General features: G+C 61.7%; 16 protein-coding genes. 7 read left to right on the top strand and 9 right to left on the bottom strand.

What is annotated here, in order from left to right; all coding sequences use genetic code 11:
• Positions 1-426: 426 nt before the first annotated feature.
• Together P0Y58_02135 and P0Y58_02130 are read right to left on the bottom strand one after the other, a co-directional pair.
• Positions 427-834 (bottom strand): RcnB family protein, encoded by a 408-nt coding sequence (locus P0Y58_02135; GenBank protein WEK31008.1) that lies wholly within the window; start codon positions 832-834, stop codon positions 427-429.
• Between the two features lie 247 nt (positions 835-1,081).
• Positions 1,082-2,374 carry a sigma-54-dependent Fis family transcriptional regulator gene (locus tag P0Y58_02130; GenBank protein WEK31007.1) on the bottom strand — a complete coding sequence of 431 codons (1,293 nt, stop codon included), beginning with the start codon at positions 2,372-2,374 and terminating at the stop codon, positions 1,082-1,084.
• A gap of 220 nt (positions 2,375-2,594) precedes the next feature.
• On the opposite strand from P0Y58_02130, the gene P0Y58_02125 reads away from it, so the two are divergent.
• The 3 genes from P0Y58_02125 to P0Y58_02115 are packed head-to-tail and all read left to right on the top strand — an operon-like array spanning position 2,595 to position 5,602.
• Positions 2,595-3,479: an MBL fold metallo-hydrolase gene (locus P0Y58_02125; protein ID WEK31006.1), complete on the top strand. Its 885-nt coding sequence runs from the start codon at positions 2,595-2,597 to the stop codon at positions 3,477-3,479.
• Between the two features lie 39 nt (positions 3,480-3,518).
• The gene (locus P0Y58_02120) at positions 3,519-4,787 is read left to right on the top strand and encodes an FAD/NAD(P)-binding oxidoreductase (protein WEK31005.1); all 1,269 of its coding nucleotides are present in this window, start codon (positions 3,519-3,521) and stop codon (positions 4,785-4,787) included.
• On the top strand, positions 4,784-5,602 hold the full coding sequence (locus P0Y58_02115) for a sulfite exporter TauE/SafE family protein (protein WEK31004.1): 819 nt from the start codon (positions 4,784-4,786) through the stop codon (positions 5,600-5,602). Before P0Y58_02120 ends, P0Y58_02115 begins: the two co-directional genes overlap by 4 nt.
• On the opposite strand, the gene P0Y58_02110 is transcribed toward P0Y58_02115, so the two are convergent.
• The gene (locus P0Y58_02110; GenBank protein WEK31003.1) at positions 5,591-6,478 is read right to left on the bottom strand and encodes a LysR family transcriptional regulator; all 888 of its coding nucleotides are present in this window, start codon (positions 6,476-6,478) and stop codon (positions 5,591-5,593) included. The genes P0Y58_02115 and P0Y58_02110 overlap by 12 nt on opposite strands.
• Positions 6,479-6,716: 238 nt before the next feature.
• Here P0Y58_02110 and P0Y58_02105 point away from each other — a divergent pair, with 238 nt between their 5' ends.
• Together P0Y58_02105 and P0Y58_02100 are read left to right on the top strand one after the other, a co-directional pair.
• A complete protein-coding gene (locus P0Y58_02105) occupies positions 6,717-8,363 on the top strand; it encodes a GMC family oxidoreductase N-terminal domain-containing protein (GenBank protein ID WEK31002.1) in 1,647 nt (548 codons plus the stop codon).
• 97 nt (positions 8,364-8,460) lie between these two features.
• On the top strand, positions 8,461-10,080 hold the full coding sequence (locus P0Y58_02100; protein ID WEK31001.1) for an MFS transporter: 1,620 nt from the start codon (positions 8,461-8,463) through the stop codon (positions 10,078-10,080).
• A 177-nt stretch (positions 10,081-10,257) separates the two neighbouring features.
• Here P0Y58_02100 and P0Y58_02095 read toward each other — a convergent pair whose 3' ends face one another.
• From P0Y58_02095 to glyQ, 4 genes are read right to left on the bottom strand one after another with little or no spacing between them, the layout of a single operon-like run.
• Complete coding sequence (locus P0Y58_02095) at positions 10,258-11,043, bottom strand: lysophospholipid acyltransferase family protein (GenBank protein WEK31000.1); 786 nt, start codon at positions 11,041-11,043, stop codon at positions 10,258-10,260.
• Between the two features lie 45 nt (positions 11,044-11,088).
• On the bottom strand, positions 11,089-11,616 hold the full coding sequence (gene gmhB / locus P0Y58_02090) for a D-glycero-beta-D-manno-heptose 1,7-bisphosphate 7-phosphatase (GenBank protein WEK30999.1): 528 nt from the start codon (positions 11,614-11,616) through the stop codon (positions 11,089-11,091).
• A gap of 3 nt (positions 11,617-11,619) precedes the next feature.
• Entirely contained in the window at positions 11,620-13,671 is a 2,052-nt protein-coding gene (gene glyS / locus P0Y58_02085) for a glycine--tRNA ligase subunit beta (protein WEK30998.1), read from the bottom strand.
• Complete coding sequence (gene glyQ, locus P0Y58_02080) at positions 13,668-14,615, bottom strand: glycine--tRNA ligase subunit alpha (GenBank protein ID WEK30997.1); 948 nt, start codon at positions 14,613-14,615, stop codon at positions 13,668-13,670. The genes glyS and glyQ overlap by 4 nt, the downstream gene beginning before the upstream one ends.
• 83 nt (positions 14,616-14,698) lie before the next feature.
• Here glyQ and P0Y58_02075 point away from each other — a divergent pair, with 83 nt between their 5' ends.
• Positions 14,699-15,250, top strand: a complete 552-nt coding sequence (locus P0Y58_02075; protein WEK30996.1) for a DNA-3-methyladenine glycosylase I — start codon at positions 14,699-14,701, stop codon at positions 15,248-15,250.
• Between the two features lie 41 nt (positions 15,251-15,291).
• On the top strand, positions 15,292-16,179 hold the full coding sequence (locus tag P0Y58_02070) for a lysophospholipid acyltransferase (protein WEK30995.1): 888 nt from the start codon (positions 15,292-15,294) through the stop codon (positions 16,177-16,179).
• A 111-nt stretch (positions 16,180-16,290) separates the two neighbouring features.
• On the opposite strand, the gene P0Y58_02065 is transcribed toward P0Y58_02070, so the two are convergent.
• Together P0Y58_02065 and trkA are read right to left on the bottom strand one after the other, a co-directional pair.
• Positions 16,291-16,605, bottom strand: a complete 315-nt coding sequence (locus P0Y58_02065) for a tetratricopeptide repeat protein (protein ID WEK30994.1) — start codon at positions 16,603-16,605, stop codon at positions 16,291-16,293.
• An 11-nt stretch (positions 16,606-16,616) separates the two neighbouring features.
• A complete protein-coding gene (trkA, locus tag P0Y58_02060; protein WEK30993.1) occupies positions 16,617-17,990 on the bottom strand; it encodes a Trk system potassium transporter TrkA in 1,374 nt (457 codons plus the stop codon).
• Positions 17,991-17,996: the final 6 nt, after the last annotated feature.

Genomic DNA, 17,996 nt, shown 5'->3' with positions numbered 1-17,996 from the left:
GGGCTGTAACTGCGCATCTGTCGGGCCTGGGCACCAGCATGAGCCCCCCCGCAATTTTGGCAGCAGAGGAAGCTGGTTCCTCTGAAGTAGTGACGGCGGGCATTGCCGGTCGGATTCTGAACCCAAGGTCGCCAGACTGGGAGCTAAAGGATCGCTGCGACTACTCCTCATCCCTTACCGAAAAGGTACTCGTCGGTCGTGAAGGGGACACACACTGGCCCTTACTAGGCCAATCAACTTTTGTGAGAGGTGAGTAGGGTTTTCTCGGCTTTGCTGTGAAAAGCATACCTTCATTTCACAAAAAAAATGGCCAGGCTTCCCATTTCACGGGGCCTGGCCTATCACCTATTTTGTGAACCTACATCAGGTGTAAAATCCCACGCACTAAAAAGCCCGCTGATGCGGGCTTTTTATTATCTGGCGGAATCAATAACCGCTAAGAATGTTCACGATCACACCACTGGCGATCGCCACCAATACGTAGTCGCCGTTCACGTACAACCAGCGGTGGTCGCGCGGTGGCGCATAGAGGTGGCGCGCTTTCCAGTCGGTTACCCAGTAACGGTCACCACGGTAATGCGGGTCAACGGCATGACCGCGCTGCCACTGCTGGTGCGGTACAGGCATGCCTTGCTGTGGACGGAAATTCGGGTCACGGTAAGCGGGGCCGCGGCCATTGTCATGTCGGCCTTGTTGCTGCGGTTTACCCTGTGACTGGTTGCCTTGGTGCGATGGGCCGCCATCATGTCGATCGGGTGGGCCCGGCTGCGCGAAGCTGGCCAACGGTGCGCTGAGCATGAGCGCGGCGCAGATCACGGTTAGGGTTTTCTTCATTTGATGCGGTCCTCTCTACGGTTAATCCATCAGACCACTGTTTTGGCAGTTTAATGTCAGGACAGAGGTAAAGGTCCGGTAAAGGTGGCCACTGGTAGGAGCAACTGTCTTGCTCAGTTCTAAAAGTTGACGCGATTCCTGTGGGAGCGGGCGTGCCCGCGAAACAGGCGACACGGTGGATGGCACCGGCTTTGCCGGTGTTCGCGGGCATGCCCGCTCCCACAAAGACTGCGCCAGCCGGCAGTACCTAGTTCAGGCCGAGCGCCTTCAAGCGGCGATACAGCGTGCGTTCGCTCATTCCTAAATGAAGCGCAAGCTCACTGCGCGAGCCCTTGAACTGTTCAAGGGCCAGCGCCAGCTCCCCTAGGTCATTGCGCCGTCGACCTGACATCTCCACTGACGCTGGCCCGATGTCTTCAGGCAAATGCTCCGGCCGAATGACCCCGTCATCAGCAAACAATCGCGCCCGCTCCAGAATATTGCGCAGCTCGCGGATGTTGCCCGGAAACGGGTGCAACCCAAGTTGCTGCAAGGCATCGTCACTCAGCCTGGGCGTTGGCTTGCCGGCCATGCGCTGCAGCAGGCTCTGCGCGAGCAGCGGCAGGTCTTCCACCCTCTCGCGCAATGCGGGGAGGCGAATCGGGAAACCACTGATGCGGTAGTACAGGTCTTCACGGAAGGTGCCATCGGCAACCATCTGTTTGAGCGGCTTGTGGGTGGCCGATACCAGGCGAAAATCCGAATGTACCGTGCGCAGGCTGCCTACCGGGCGAAAGCTACCGGACTCGATCAGGCGTAGCAGCTTCACCTGCATCGCCAATGGCACCTCGCCGATTTCGTCGAGGAACAGAGTGCCTCCGTGCGCCGCCTCAGCCAGGCCGATCTTGCGTTGGTTGGCACCCGTGAAAGCACCTTTCTCATAACCGAACAGCTCGCTTTCGAACAACGACTCTGTCAAGCCCGTGCAGTCGACCACCACCAGCGGGCCGTTGGCTCTGGGGCTGCCCATGTGCACCGCACGGGCGAACAGTTCTTTACCGCTGCCCGATTCACCCTGCAACAGCACCGGTATCTGCGCTGGCGCCGCACGCTGCAGGCTGGCCAAGGCCGCCTTGAAGGCTGGCGCGCGGCCGACCAGGCCCTGCTCCTGAGGTTGCGCTGAGGCGAGGGTGATAGTGGTCAGGCGTTCGACAAAGGCCACCACGCTACCCTGCTCGTCCAGAATCGGGCGCAGTTCTACATCCACATGCTCAGGGCCGCGCGGTGTGTGATGAACATGCAGCACTCGCTCGGGTACCTTGCTGTCCCAAGCCTTGCGCAGCGGGCAATGCTCACCGGCCTGGTCGCACGGTACGGCGTAGTGGTGCGAGACCTTGTGGCACTTCTCCCCCAGCGGCGCCTGATCATCGTGGCCGAACTGGCGGCGATAGGCGGCATTGGCGGCCAGGATGTTGTAGTTGGTGTCCAGCACGATGGCCGGCAGGGCGTCGTGCTCAAGGTAGGAAACCAGAGCTAGGATGAGGGGATGGGCTTCAGGCATGACGGCACCGTATGGATGTCGGCGCAGGGTAACAAGGACTGCCAAACACTGCCATTGGCTGACAGTCGACTGCCACCTGCTCTGCCAGCGTTACTGCCAGTTGTCTGCAACATGCCGGCTTCATTGGCCAAAGCGCGGTAAAAAGCCTGGCATGCATCTTGATAAACCTCCTGGCACTGCCTACGCCTTACAGGGCGGGGCGGATAAATTGGAGAACGCGATGATCATCGGCAACAACCTTCACGTGGACGCCTTTTACGACAAGGCAACCTCGACCATCAGCTACCTGGTCATGGACCGTGAAACCCGGCAATGCGCATTGATCGACAGCGTGCTGGATTACGACCCCAAGTCCGGGCGCACCTGCAGCGCGTCGGCAGATCGCCTGATCGATCGCGTGGCTGAGTTGAATGCCAGCGTGCGGTGGGTGCTGGAAACCCATGTACACGCCGACCACCTTTCAGCAGCTGCCTATCTGAAGGAAAAGCTGGGCGGCCACACCGCGATCGGCGCGCACATCACCCAGGTGCAGAAAGTATTCGGTGCCTTGTTCAATGCCGAGCCTGGCTTCGCCCGTGATGGCAGCCAGTTCGATGTGCTGCTCGAAGATGAGGAAGGTTTCCGTATCGGCAACCTGCACGCCCGTGCGCTGCACACGCCGGGGCACACCCCCGCGTGCATGAGTTTCATGATCGAAGACGCCGGCGAGATCGCGGTATTTGTGGGTGACACCCTGTTCATGCCCGACTACGGTACTGCCCGCTGCGACTTCCCGGGGGCCGATGCCCGTACCCTGTACCGCTCGATCCGTCGTCTGCTGGCTTTCCCCGACCAGACCCGCCTGTTCATGTGCCACGACTACCTGCCAGGTGGTCGCGACATGCAGTTCTTCACCACCGTGGCTGAGCAGCGCGCCAAGAACATTCACATACACCAGGGCGTCGACGAGGACAGTTTCGTCGCCATGCGTGAAGCCCGCGACAAGACCCTCGACATGCCTGTGCTGATCTTGCCTTCGGTGCAGGTGAACATGCGCAGCGGTCAGTTTCCCGCGCCGGAAGCAAACGGTGTCAGCTACCTGAAAATTCCGTTGAGCAAGCTGTAACTGCCCTGCCCCATCATCAGATTTCCAGGATTTACCGCCATGCCTGCCTTGTTGTCCCCTGCCAATATCGACCACCACAAGGTGGTCATCGTCGGTGCCGGTGCCGCTGGCATCGCCACTGCCTCCAGCCTGATCAGCCGTGACCCGTCGCTGGACGTTGCCTTGATCGATCCCGCCGACGTGCATTACTACCAACCCGGCTGGACCATGGTCGGTGCCGGTGTGTTCAAGGCACCGAGCACCGCCCGCACCATGGCCTCGACCATCCCGCGCGGTGTGCGCTGGCTCAAGGCCCGGGTGCAGGGTTTTGACCCTCTGGGCCAGTTGGTCATCCTCGAAGACGGCCGCACCATCAGCTATGAACAGCTGGTAGTGTGCCCGGGTCTCACGCTGGACTGGGCGGCCATCGAAGGGCTCAGCGAAACCCTGGGCCGCAATGGTGTCACCTCCAACTACCGCTACGACCTGGCACCCTACACCTGGGAGCTGGTTCAGAAGCTCAAGCAAGGCCGTGCCTTGTTCAGCCAGCCGCCCATGCCGATCAAATGTGCGGGCGCGCCGCAGAAGGCGCTGTACCTGTCTTGCGACCATTGGCTGCGCAACGGCCATCTGGGGTCGGTGAAAGCCAGCTTCTTCAATGCCGGCGCAGTTTTGTTCGGTGTGGCGGACTACGTGCCCGCGTTGATGAGGTACATCGAAAAATACGCTGTCGACCTCAATTTTGCCCACCGGTTGGTAGCCGTGGACGGCCCGAACAGGCGCGCCACCTTTGTGCGCACCCTGGCCGATGGCAGCAGCGAAACACGCATCGAGCCTTTCGACATGCTCCACGTGGTACCGCCACAGGTAGCGCCTGGTTTTATTCGCGAGAGCCCGTTGGCCGATAATGCCGGCTGGGTGGATGTCGACCCGCATACCCTGCGCCATCGCAAGTACACCAACATCCATGCCCTGGGTGACGTGGCCAATACCAGTAATGCCAAAACCGCCGCAGCTGCCCGTAAGCAGGCGCCGGTAGTGGCGAACAACGTGCTGGTGGCACTGGGCCGCCTCCCTGTCCTCGCCCAGTACGATGGCTACGGTTCCTGCCCGCTGACTGTCGAGCGGGGCAAGATCGTCCTGGCCGAGTTCACGTATGGCGGCAAGCTGGCACCGAGCTTTCCCAACTGGTTGCTGGATGGCCGTAAACCGACGCGTCTGGCCTGGTTGCTGAAGGCCCAGGCGCTACCGCCGTTGTACTGGCAAGGGATGCTCAAGGGCCGCGAGTGGCTGGCGCGCCCGCAACTGGTGGCCGAGGATGGTCTGTGATCGAACATCAATTGTTGGGGGCGGGCCTGGGCGCGATCATAGGCGCTGTTTTGGCGTTGACCGGCGCAGGCGGAGGCATACTTGCAGTGCCTTTGCTGGTGTTCGGCCTGGGGTTGTCGATGGTCGAGGCAGCACCGGTCGGCCTGTTGGCCGTAGGCTTGGCCGCGGCGGTTGGCGCAGTGCTGGGTTTGCGCCAGGGGCTGGTACGTTATCGGGCGGCGCTGTTTATTGCTCTTATCGGCGTAGCTGCAGCGCCGTTCGGGTTGATGCTGGCGCACCGCTTGCCCAATACACCCTTGCAGTTGGTGTTTGCCGGGGTGCTGGTGTACGCCTGCCTGCGTATCTGGCGCAAGGCTGCCAGAGAACTGCGCGGTGAGGCCAATGACGCCCATCGTTACATCGAACCGTGTGTACTCAACCCGTTGCAAGGCCGCTTGCGCTGGACGCTGCCATGCGCCCGTGCCTTGGCATTCACCGGTGCCTTGTCCGGGTTGCTGTCAGGTCTGCTTGGGGTTGGCGGTGGTTTTGTCATCATCCCGGCCCTGAACCGCTATACCAACCTGCGCATGGCCAGCATTGTTTGCACTTCGCTGGCAGTGATCGCCCTGGTGTCCACCGGCAGTGTGGTCACCGCCAGCCTGGCGGGTGTCATGCATTGGCAGGTTGGAGCCCCGTTTGCCGTCGGTGCTGTGCTCGGCCTGCTGCTGGCGCGGCCGCTGGCAGCCAGGCTGGCTGGGCCACGCTTGCAGCAGATGTTTGCAGTGGCTGGTTGGGCGGCGGCCCTGCTGCTGGCTGGCAAGGCACTATTGGGCTAGCAGATCGTCCTGTTCCGATGCACACAGCGCCAGCAGGTAGTCCCACACTACTCGCAGGCGTACCGACTTGTGCAACTCGCGGCGGGTGCAGATCCAGTAGCTGCGCTGAATGGTCTCGCCGGGCAGTACGCGCACCAGCGTCGGGTCATGGCGAGCCATGTAGTTGGGCAAGACAGCGATGCCCAGCCCGGCGCGGGCGGCCGCTTGCTGGGCAATTACGCTGGTGCTACGAAACACGACATTGGGTGCCCGGCAGAAGCTGTTGAGAAACAGCAGTTCCTGGCTGAACAGCAGGTCATCGACGTAGCCGATCCAGTTGTGCCGGGCCAGGTCTTCGCGGTTGTGCAGTGGCGGCGCGCGGTCCAGGTAGTCCTGGCTTGCGTATAGCGCCAGGCGGTAGTCGGTGAGCTTGCGGGTTATCAACAGGTCGGCGTTGGGCCGTTCCAGATGAATGCTGATTTCCGCTTCACGGTTCAGGATGCTGACAAAGCGCGGCACCGCCACCAGTTCCACCTCCAGGCCCGGGTAGCGCTCGAACAGCGCATTCATGCGCGGGGTGAAGAACATGATGCCGATGCCTTCGGTCACCCCCAGGCGGATCTTGCCCAATGGGGTGATGGCCTGGGTAATTTCTTCCTGCGCCAACAGCGCGACGTTTTCCATGGCTTCGGCATGCTTGAGCAAGGCCTGGCCCGAGGGGGTCAGCTCGTAACCCTGCGCATGCTGCACGAACAGCGCGGTGCCCAGGCTTTGCTCGATGCTCTCGATATGCCGGGCCACGGTGCTGTGGGTTGTGTTGAGACGCTTGGCGGCGGTAAGCAGCCGGCCGCTGCGCTGCAACTCGAGGAAAAACCGCAGATCGTTCCAGTCGAACATGCTGATCCTTGTGGCTGTTCGTCCGGCCCTTTCGCGGGTAAACCCGCTCCCACAGGGACCGCGCCGCGTTCAGAAGCAGCGCCGACCCTGTGGGAGCGGGTTTACCCGCGAAGAGGCCGGTACAGGCTTACCCCTGTGCTAAAACGCACAACGGCTGCGCGAAAACTCGTGTTTCATCCACGAAATTACTCACTAAGATGAATCGGGACAAGAATAATAATCAGGCCCGAGGTTACGCATGCCATCAGCCGATTCTGTCTTCGATTACGTGGTCGTAGGGGCCGGCCCCGCCGGATGCCTGCTGGCCAATCGTTTGTCCGCCGACCCTGCCTGCCGCGTGCTGCTGCTGGAAGCGGGTGGCCGCGACAACTATCCCTGGATTCACATTCCGGTCGGCTACCTCTATTGCATCGGCAACCCGCGCACCGACTGGTGCTTCAAGACCGAGGCACAACCAGGCCTGGGCGGTCGCGCGCTGGGTTATCCACGGGGCAAGGTGCTCGGGGGCTGTTCCTCGATCAACGGCATGATCTACATGCGTGGCCAGGCGGCCGACTATGACCGCTGGGCCGAGCAAGGCAACGACGGCTGGGCCTGGAAAGATGTGCTGCCGTTGTTCAAGGCCAGCGAAAACCATTTCGCTGGCGCCAGCGACCACCACGGCAGCGAAGGCGAATGGCGGGTCGAGCGCCAGCGCTACAGCTGGCCGATCCTTGATGCTTTCCGCGATGCCGCCGAGCAAAGCGGTATCGGCAAGGTCGACGACTTCAACACCGGCGACAACCAGGGCTGTGGATACTTTCAGGTCAACCAGCGCAGCGGTGTGCGCTGGAACGCCTCCAAAGCCTTCCTGCGGCCAATAAAGGACCGCGCCAATCTCACCGTGCTGACCGGCGTTCAGGTTGACCAGGTCCTGCTCAACAACACCCGGGCGCGGGCCGTGAGAGCATTTTGGCAAGGCGCCTGGCACGAGTTTGCGACGCGTCGCGAGATCATCCTCTGCGCTGGCGCTGTTGGCTCACCCGGTATTCTGCAGCGCTCCGGCATTGGCCCACGGCAGTTGCTGGAAAGCCTGGGTATCGCTGTACGCCACGATATGCCGGGCGTGGGTGGCAACCTTCAGGACCATCTGCAACTGCGCCTGATCTACCAGATCCGTAACACCCGCACCTTGAACCAGATGGCCAACAGCGTTTGGGGCAAGATGGGCATGGGCTTGCGCTACCTCTATGACCGCAGCGGCCCGCTGGCCATGGCGCCGAGCCAGCTGGGCGCGTTCGTGCGCTCGAGCCCCGAGCAGGCTACCCCCAATCTGCAATATCACGTTCAGCCGCTGTCACTGGAGCGCTTCGGTGAGCCGTTGCACCCGTTCCCGGCCTTTACCGCCTCAGTGTGCAACCTGCGCCCGGCTAGCCGTGGGCGTATTGATATCCGCAGCGCAGACATGAACAGCACGCCACTGATCGACCCCAACTATCTCAGCGACCCCCAGGACTTGCGCGTGGCTGCCGATGCCATCCGCCTCACCCGACGCATTGTCCAGGCCCCTGCCCTCGCAGCGTTCGAGCCCAGGGAATACCTGCCGGGCTCTGCCCTGCAAACCGAGCAGGATCTGTTCGACGCCGCCGGCAAGATCGGCACCACCATTTTTCATCCTGTCGGTACCTGCCGGATGGGCAGCGGTGCCATGGACGTTGTGGATAACCAGTTGCGCGTACATGGCATCCCCGGCCTGCGTGTGGCCGACGCTTCGATCATGCCGCAGATCACCTCCGGCAATACCTGTTCACCCACCCTGATGATCGCCGAGAAGGCGGCGCAACTGATCCTCAAAGGAGCTGCTACCCAAACCTACTTGAACGAAGACGCGATACCGACCCCCTGACCCGGGTGCGTGCAACACCGGCGGCTTGTGGTCAGAAGCCGCCGACAGTGGAACAAAAAGAATAATCACTGTGGCCTGCGGGCCGAGGACAGCAACGATGTCGGATTACATCCAAGAGCAGGGTGCGGCGGCCAGCAGCTCCAGCCGGCGTGAAGAACGCAAGATCATTTTCGCGTCATCCCTCGGGACGGTTTTCGAGTGGTATGACTTTTTTCTCTATGGCGCGCTGGCAGCGGTCATCAGCAAGCAGTTCTTCGCCGGGGTGAACGACACCACCGCCTTCATTTTCGCGCTCATGGCCTTCGCCGCCGGCTTTCTGGTGCGGCCGTTCGGTGCATTGGTGTTCGGCCGACTTGGCGACATGATCGGGCGCAAGTACACCTTCCTGGTCACGATCGTGTTGATGGGCCTGTCCACCTTCGCCGTGGGGCTTTTGCCCACATATGCCAGCATCGGCATTGCCGCACCGATCATCCTGGTGATCCTGCGCATGCTGCAGGGGCTGGCGCTGGGTGGTGAATACGGCGGTGCCGCCACCTATGTGGCCGAACATGCGCCCCAGGGCAAACGGGGCTTCTACACCGGCTTTATCCAGTCCACCGCTACCCTTGGTCTGTTGCTGTCGCTGCTGGTAGTGCTGGGCAGCCGCTACATTAGCGGTGACCAGTTCGAAACCTGGGGCTGGCGCCTGCCATTCCTGTTGTCGATCGTGCTGTTGGCTATCTCCACCTGGATCCGCATGAGCATGCACGAGTCGCCAGCCTTCGTGAAAATGAAGGCCCAGGGCAAGGTCAGCAAGTCGCCGATCCGTGAGTCGTTCACCTCCTGGCCAAACCTGAAGGTGGTGCTCACCGCCTTGTTCAGCATCAACGCGGGGCAAGCCGTGACCTTCTATACGGCGCAATTCTACGTGTTGTTCTTCATGACCCAGATGCTGAAGATGGACCCGGCCCAGGCCAACACCCTGTTGATTATCAGCGTGGTGATCGGTGCGCCGTTTTTCGTGTTCTTCGGCTGGCTGTCGGACCGTATTGGCCGCAAGCCGATCCTGATGCTCGGCCTGCTGCTGGCCACGGTGCTGTACTTCCCGCTGTTCAAAGCGCTGAGCCACTACGCCAACCCTCAGATCGACGCTGCCAGTCGGCAGGCGCCGATCGTGGTCACGGCCGACCCACAAAACTGCACCTTCCAGTTCGACCCGGTGGGCAAGGCACGTTTTGACAGCCCGTGCGACAAGGTCAAGACGTTCCTGGTCAAGCAGGGCCTGCCGTACAGCTCGGTAAGCGTGGCCGGCAGCGATGTGGTGGTCAACATCGGTGAGAAGGCTATCAATGGCTTCGACGAAGCGGCCATGCGCACCGCTGTTGAGCAGGCTGGCTACCCGGCCAAGGCCGACCCGGGGCAGGTAAACCAGGTGATGGTGGTGGTGTTGATCGTGGCGATGATCCTGATTGCGACCATGACCTATGGCCCGCTGGCAGCCTTGATGGTTGAACTGTTCCCGACCCGTATCCGCTACACCTCGATGTCCCTGCCCTACCACATTGGTAATGGCTGGTTCGGCGGCTTCCTGCCAACGGTGTCGTTCGCGCTGGTGGTGTATACCGGGGATATCTTCTACGGGCTGTGGTACCCGGTGCTGGTAACCGGCATCAGCTTGGTGGTGGGGATTTTCTGCCTTAAAGAAACCAAGGATGTGGATCTCGACAAGGTCTGATGCTGTTCACCGGGCACAAAAAAACCGGCTGTAAAAGCCGGTTTTTTTATACCCCGAAAAAACTTATGCACGATTTTAAGAAAAATGTCATACGTAGAAATAAACAACTAATTCAATTACTTAGCGATCACTTCAAGCATTTGATCGAAAAACTGCTCACAAGTTATCCACAGATGATCAGGCCATCTGCTGTTGGGTCTTTTCATCTGCTGGCGGCAGCGAACCCAGGGCCCGTTGGGTCGCCTCGTTCCACGCCGCTGCGCGGTCGTTGAGTTCGGCAATGGCGCGTGGCCCGGTGCCATTGGCGTACATCGGCTCGCCAATCACCACCTCGATGGTACCGGCACGCTTGCCCCAACCGGTCTTCGGCCAGAACTTGCCGGCATTGTGGGCAATCGGCAGCACCGGCAGCCCGGCATTTACGGCCAGTGCGGTACCGCCGCGGGAGAACTTGCCCACGGTGCCGAACGGCACGCGGGTGCCCTCGGGGAAGATCAGCACCCAAGTCTTTTGCTTGAGCAGTTCGTCGCCTTTGCTCGCCACGTGGCGCAACGCTTCCTTGGGGTTATCGCGGTTGATCGCGATAGGCCGCAGCATGGCCATGGCCCAGCCGAAGAACGGCACGTACAGCAGCTCACGCTTGAGCACCTGGCTCAGCGGCGAAAAGTACTGCGACAGGAAGAAGGTTTCCCAGGTGCTCTGGTGGTTGGACAGGATCACGCAGGGTTCTTTCGGCACGTTCTCGGCGCCGGTGACCTTGTAGTCGATGCCGAGAATGGTGCGCACCAGGAACAGCGCGCAGCGACACCAGTACACGTTGATGAACCTGTAGCGCTTGGGGAACGACAGGAACGGCGCGATGAAGAAGCTCAGCGAGCACCACAGCAGCGAACTGGTGCCCAGCAGCAGGTAAAAAAGAAAGATTCTGATCGCCTGCAGGATCGACATAGTGGCTTGTACCATTGCGGGGCATGCCCGGCTGAGAAAATGCGCCCGAAGGCGCATTGTTTAAATTAGTTCTCTGGCGATAGCTGCCAGATCGTCGAAAATCAGTGTAGTTTCAGGCACACCCTTTTCCAGGGTCCGCTCGCCCTTGCCGGTTTTTACCAACACGGGTTGTGCACCGACGGCCAGGGCGGCCTCCAGGTCACCTTTACTGTCGCCGACGAACCAGACGCCTTGCAGGCCGACCCGGTAATGCTCGGCAATCGCCACCAGCATGCCAGGCTTTGGCTTGCGACAAGCGCAGCCTTCGTCTGGGCCGTGCGGGCAATACACGATATGGCCCACCTCGCCCCCCTGCTCGGCCACCAGCACACGCAGGCGTGCGTGCATGGCTTCCAGGGTTGCCAGTGTGTAATAGCCACGGGCAATGCCGGACTGGTTGGTGGCCACGGCCACCGTCCAGCCCGCTTTGCTCAACTGCGCGATGGCCTCGACCGAGCCTGGGATCGGCACCCATTCTTCCAGCGTCTTGATGTAGGCGTCGGAGTCATGGTTGATGACCCCGTCACGGTCGAGAATCAGCAGTTTCAAGGCTTACCCCAGCAGCGAAATGTCGGCCACGCCCAGGAACAGGCCACGCAGGCGGCTGAGCAGGGCATAACGGTTGGCGCGGACCTTGGCGTCTTCAGCGTTGACCATCACCGCCTCGAAGAAGGCGTCGACCGGATCACGCAGGGCCGCCAGGCGGGCCAGCGATTCGCTGTACTGGCGTGCAGCAGCCATTGGTTGCACGGCCTGGTCGGCCTGCTGGATGGCCGAGTACAGGGAGAACTCGTTGGCGTTGTCGAAGTACTTTGGCTCGACCTGTTCGGCGATGGCGCCTTCGGCCTTGCTCAGCAGGTTCGATACACGCTTGTTCACCGCGGCCAGGGCCTCGGCTTCCGGCAGCTTGCGGAAGGCCTGAACGGCCTGTACACGCTGGTCGAAGTCCAGCGCGGAACCCGGCTGCAGGGCACGTACCGACAGGTAAGTGGCCACATCGATGCCTTCGTCTTCGTAACGCGCACGCAGGCGGTCGAAGATGAACTCCAGCACCTGCTCGGCAAGGCCAGCGGCCTTGACCTTGGCGCCGAACTGCTTGACCGCGAATTCGACCGCACCGGTCAGGTTCAGGTCCAGCTGTTTCTCGATCAGGATGCGCAGCACGCCCAGGGCTGCACGGCGCAGGGCGTATGGGTCCTTGCTACCGGTAGGCAGCATGCCGATGCCGAAGATGCCTACCAGGGTGTCGAGTTTGTCGGCGATGGCCACGGCAGCACCGGTGAGGGTCTGCGGCAGCTCGGCGCCAGCACCGCGCGGCATGTACTGCTCGTTCAGGGCCAGGGCGACGTCTTGCGGCTCACCGTCGTTGAGCGCGTAGTAGTAACCGGCAACACCCTGCATTTCTGGGAACTCGCCGACCATCTCGGTGGCCAGGTCGCACTTCGACAGCAGGCCGGCACGGCTGGCGCGCTGGGCGTCGCCGCCGATCAGCGGGGCGATGAAGGCGGCCAGCCTGGAAACGCGCTCGGCCTTGTCGTACACAGTGCCCAGCTGAGCCTGGAACACCACGTTCTTCAGGCGCTCGTTGAAGGTTTCCAGCGGCTGCTTCTTGTCCTGCTTGAAGAAGAACTCGGCGTCGGTCAGGCGTGGGCGTACGACCTTCTCGTTGCCTTGCACGATCTGTATCGGGTCGCGGCTTTCGACGTTGGCCACGGTGATGAAGCGCGGCAGCAGCTTGCCTTCGCTGTCCAGCAGGCAGAAGTACTTCTGGTTGTCCTGCATGGTGGTGATCAGGGCTTCCTGCGGCACTTCGAGGAAACGCTCCTCGAACGAGCACACCAGCGGCACCGGCCATTCGACCAGGGCGGTCACTTCGTCCAGCAGCGCTGGCGGCACGATGGCGGTGCCTTCCTGCTGCATGGCAAGCTCGGCGGTACGCTTGCTGATCAGCTCGCGGCGCTCGGCGAAGTCCGCCAGCACGTAGGCTTTGCGCAGGTCTTCGACATAGTTGGCCGGGGTGGTGATGAGCACGTTTTCCGGGTGGTGGAAGCGATGGCCACGGGATTCACGGCCAGCCTTCTGCGACAGGATGGTGCAGTCGACCACTTGGTCGCCCAGCAGCATCACTAGCCATTGGGTCGGGCGCACGAACTCTTCACGGCTGGCCGCCCAGCGCATGCGCTTGGGAATCGGCAGGTCGTTGAGCGAATCCTCGACGATGGTTGGCAGCAGGCCGACGGTGGACTTGCCCGGGATGTGCTGAGAGAAGCGCAGCTTGGGGCCGCTCTGGTCGATTTCGGCCAGCTCCACGCCACACTTCTTGGCAAAGCCCAAGGCAGCCTGGGTCGGCTCGCCGTCTTTGAAGGCCGCCTGCAGGGGTGGGCCATCAATGTTGATGCTACGGTCAGGCTGCTGCACGTCCAGCTGGCGGATGAGCACGGCCAGGCGACGCGGCGCTGCGTAGACCTGCTTGCCGGTGTAGTTCAGGCCAGCGGCCTGCAGGCCTTTCTCGATACCGGCCAGGAAGGCGTCGCCAAGGCTGGCGAGGGCTTTCGGTGGCAGCTCTTCGGTGCCCAGTTCAACCAGGAAATCTTGAGCACTCATTGTGCAGCCTCCAGCTTAGCCAACACTTCGTCACGCAGTTCAGGGGTGGCCATCGGGAAGCCCATGCGTGCACGGGCTTGCAGATAGCTTTGCGCCACGTCCCGGGCCAGGGTACGTACGCGCAGGATGTAACGCTGGCGCTCGGTTACCGAGATGGCGCGGCGGGCGTCCAGCAGGTTGAAGGTGTGCGAAGCCTTCAGGACCATTTCGTAGGTCGGCAGCGGCAGGTCCAGCTTGATCAGGCGGTTGGCTTCGCTTTCGTAGAAGTCGAACAGCTCGAACAGCTTCTCGACGTTGGCGTGTTCGAAGTTGTAGGTCGACTGCTCCACTTCGTTCTGGTGGAACACGTCGCCGTAGGTGACCTTGCCGAACGGGCCGTCGGCCCATACCAGGTCGTACACCGAGTCGACGCCCTGGATGTACATGGCCAGGCGCTCCAGGCCGTAGGTGATTTCACCGGTGACCGGGTAGCATTCGATACCGCCTACCTGCTGGAAGTAGGTGAACTGGGTGACTTCCATGCCGTTGAGCCAGATTTCCCAGCCCAGACCCCAGGCGCCAAGGGTCGGCGATTCCCAGTTGTCTTCGACGAAGCGGATGTCGTGTACCAGCGGGTCCAGGCCGATGGCTTTCAGCGAGCCGAGGTACAGCTCCTGGAAGTTGGCCGGGTTCGGCTTGAGCACTACCTGGAACTGGTAGTAGTGCTGCAGGCGGTTGGGGTTTTCGCCATACCGCCCGTCGGCAGGGCGACGGCTAGGCTGCACGTAGGCGGCGTTCCAGGTTTCTGGGCCGACGGCGCGCAGGAACGTGGCGGTATGGAAAGTGCCGGCGCCTACTTCCATATCGTAGGGCTGAAGCACCACACAACCTTGAGCTGCCCAGTAGTTCTGCAGGGCGAGGATCAGGTCTTGGAAGGTACGCACGGCTGGCGTAGGCTGGCTCACGAAATTCACCTGTATCTGGGGATGCGGATGTAAAGAGCGGGAGTATAACCTGATTCGCCTCGCCCTCTACTCATTGGAGCCTTATGCCACGCTGCTTTTGGTGTACCGACGATCCGTTGTACCAGGCCTACCACGACCAGGAATGGGGAACGCCACAGCGTGACCCGGCGTTGCTCTTCGAGATGCTTTTGCTCGAAGGGTTCCAGGCCGGGCTTTCGTGGATAACCGTTTTGCGCAAACGCGAGCGTTATCGCGAGGTGATGTACGGCTTTGACCCGGAAAAGCTGGCCGCCATGAGCGACGAACGTATCGAAGAACTGATGCAGGATGCCGGCATCATTCGCAATCGCCTCAAGCTCAAGGCTTCGCGGCGCAATGCCCAAGCCTGGCTTGCTGTGGATAACCCAGGCGAATGGTTGTGGTCGTTCGTCGGTGGCGAGCCTAGGATCAACCACTTCAAAGGGCGTGGCGAGGTGCCGGCTGTCACCGACGAGGCCAAGGCCATGAGCAAGGCTCTGCAGAAAGCCGGCTTCACCTTTGTCGGCCCGACCATCTGCTACGCCTTCATGCAGGCCACCGGTATGGTCATGGACCACACCACCGATTGTGATCGCTACGCCGCCTTGTTGCGCTGAGGGGTTACAATGCGCGCCTTGCTGAAATAAGGAATTCGCCTGTGGAAAAGTTCAAGGGCGCCCTGATGGTCGGGGTGCTGCGACTGTTTGCCAAGCTGCCCTGGGGCGCTGTGCAGCGTGTCGGCGCCGGTATCGGCTGGCTGATGTGGAAAATTCCCAACGGTTCGCGCAACGTGGTGCGGATCAACCTGGCCAAGTGTTTCCCCGAGATGGACCCGGTTGCCCGTGAGCAACTGGTTGGCCAGGCGCTGCGGGATATCGGCAAATCCTTTGTCGAAAGTGCCTGTGCCTGGATCTGGCCGCCGCAGCGTTCGCTGGAGCTGGTGAAGGAAGTGCACGGCCTGGACGTGCTGGAGCAGGCCCTGGCCTCGGGTAAAGGCGTGGTCGGTATCACTAGCCACCTGGGCAACTGGGAAGTGCTGAACCACTTCTACTGCAACCAGTGCAAACCGATCATCTTCTACCGCCCGCCAAAGCTGAAGGCGGTAGATGACCTGCTGCGCGAGCAGCGCGTGCAGATGGGCAACCGCGTGGCGCCATCGACCAAGGAAGGCATCCTCAGCGTGATCAAGGAAGTACGCCGGGGTGGCCAGGTGGGCATTCCTGCCGACCCGGAGCCGGCAGAATCGGCTGGCGTGTTTGTGCCATTTCTCGGCACCCAGGCGCTGACCAGCAAGTTCGTGCCGAACATGCTGGCGGGAGGCAAGGCGGTGGGGGTGTTCCTGCATGCCCTAAGGCTGCCGGATGGCTCGGGCTTCAGGGTGATTCTGGAGGCGGCGCCAGAAGCGATGTACAGCACCGATGTGACTGAATCGGCGGCTGCGATGAGCAAAGTGGTGGAGCGCTATGTGCGCGAGTACCCGAGCCAGTACATGTGGAGCATGAAGCGCTTCAAGAAGCGCCCGGCTGGCGAGCCGCGCTGGTACTAAGCCTTTCACCCTATCCTGTGGGAGCGGGCGCGCCCGCGAACACCGGCGCAGCCGGTGCCATACACCGCGTCGCCTGATTCGCGGGCATGCCCGCTCCCACAGGGGGCCGCGTTAACCTGACGTTTTATTGAGTTTCTTGAGGAACACAGTCATCTCTTTCTCGGCCTGCTTGTCCCCATGGGCCTGTGCCGCCACGATCCCATCCTCCCAGGCCTTGCGCGCCGCCGCCAGATCACCGACCAGTTGATAAGCCTTGCCCAGCAGCTTCCACGCCGCCGAATACTTAGGGTCCTGCTCCACACAGCGCGCCAGATGCACCGCAGCCTCTGCCCCGTTACCTTCATCCAGCCAGGCCTTGCCCAGCCCGAACCGCAGCAGCGGGTTATCCACACCCTTGGCCAGCATCTTTTCCAACGACTCGCGCATGCCCTCTTCTCCTAGAAGAAACTCAAGCCGACGTGGAACAGCTTCTCCACATCCCGAATGTGTTTTTTATCCACAACGAACAGGATCACATGGTCACCCGACTCGATCAGGGTGTCGTCATGGGCAATCATGACCTCTTCGTCGCGGATGATCGCGCCGATGGTGGTGCCCGGTGGCAGGGCGATGTCCTCGATGGCCTTGCCGACCACCTTGCTCGACTTCGAATCCCCGTGCGCCACGGCCTCGATGGCCTCGGCCGCGCCGCGGCGCAGCGAGTGCACGCTGACAATATCGCCCCGGCGCACGTGCGCCAGCAGGGTGCCGATGGTGGCCAGCTGCGGGCTGATGGCGATGTCGATATCACCGCCCTGCACCAGGTCGACATAGGCCGGGTTGTTGATGATGGTCATCACCTTGCCCGCACCCAGGCGCTTGGCCAGCAACGACGACATGATGTTGGCTTCGTCATCGTTGGTCAGCGCCAGGAAAATATCGGCATCGGCGATGTTCTCTTCGAGCATCAAGTCTTTGTCCGATGCGCTGCCTTGCAGCACTACAGTGCTTTCCAGGGTATCGGAGAGGTGCCGGCAACGGGCCGGGTTCATCTCGATGATCTTCACCTGGTAGCGGCTCTCGATGGCTTCGGCCAGGCGTTCGCCGATCTGCCCGCCGCCGGCAATGACGATGCGCTTGTTGGTCTCGTCGATGCGGCGCAACTCACCCATCACGGCGCGGATGTCCTTCTTGGCGGCGATGAAGAATACTTCGTCGTCAGCCTCGATTACCGTGTCGCCGCGTGGGGTGATCGGCCGGTCGCGGCGGAAGATGGCGGCCACGCGGGTGTCGACGTTGGGCATGTGCGCACGGATCTGGCGCAGCTGCTGGCCGACCAGCGGGCCCCCGTAGTAGGCCTTCACCGCTACCAGCTGGGCCTTGCCTTCGGCGAAGTCGATCACCTGCAGCGAGCCTGGGTGTTCGATCAGGCGCTTGATGTAGTTGGTCACCACCTGCTCGGGGCTGATCAGTACATCGACCGGGATATGGTCGTTGTCGAACAGTTCTTCACGCGTCAGATACGACGATTCGCGCACCCGGGCGATCTTGGTCGGGGTGTGGAACAGCGAATAGGCCACCTGGCAGGCGACCATGTTGGTCTCGTCGCTGTTGGTCACCGCCACCAGCATGTCGGCGTCATCGGCACCGGCCTGGCGCAGCACCGTCGGCAGCGAGCCGCGGCCCTGCACGGTGCGGATGTCGAGGCGGTCACCGAGGTCGCGCAAACGCTCGCCATCGGTGTCGACCACGGTGATGTCGTTCGCTTCGCTGGCCAGGTGCTCTGCCAGCGTACCGCCTACCTGCCCTGCACCGAGGATGATGATTTTCATCCGCTA

The organism is Candidatus Pseudomonas phytovorans (assembly GCA_029202525.1).
In the GTDB taxonomy this organism is placed as follows: domain Bacteria; phylum Pseudomonadota; class Gammaproteobacteria; order Pseudomonadales; family Pseudomonadaceae; genus Aquipseudomonas; species Aquipseudomonas phytovorans.
The sequence above is the reverse complement of the archived record's forward strand: the minus strand, read 5'-3'. Positions and strand labels throughout refer to the sequence as shown.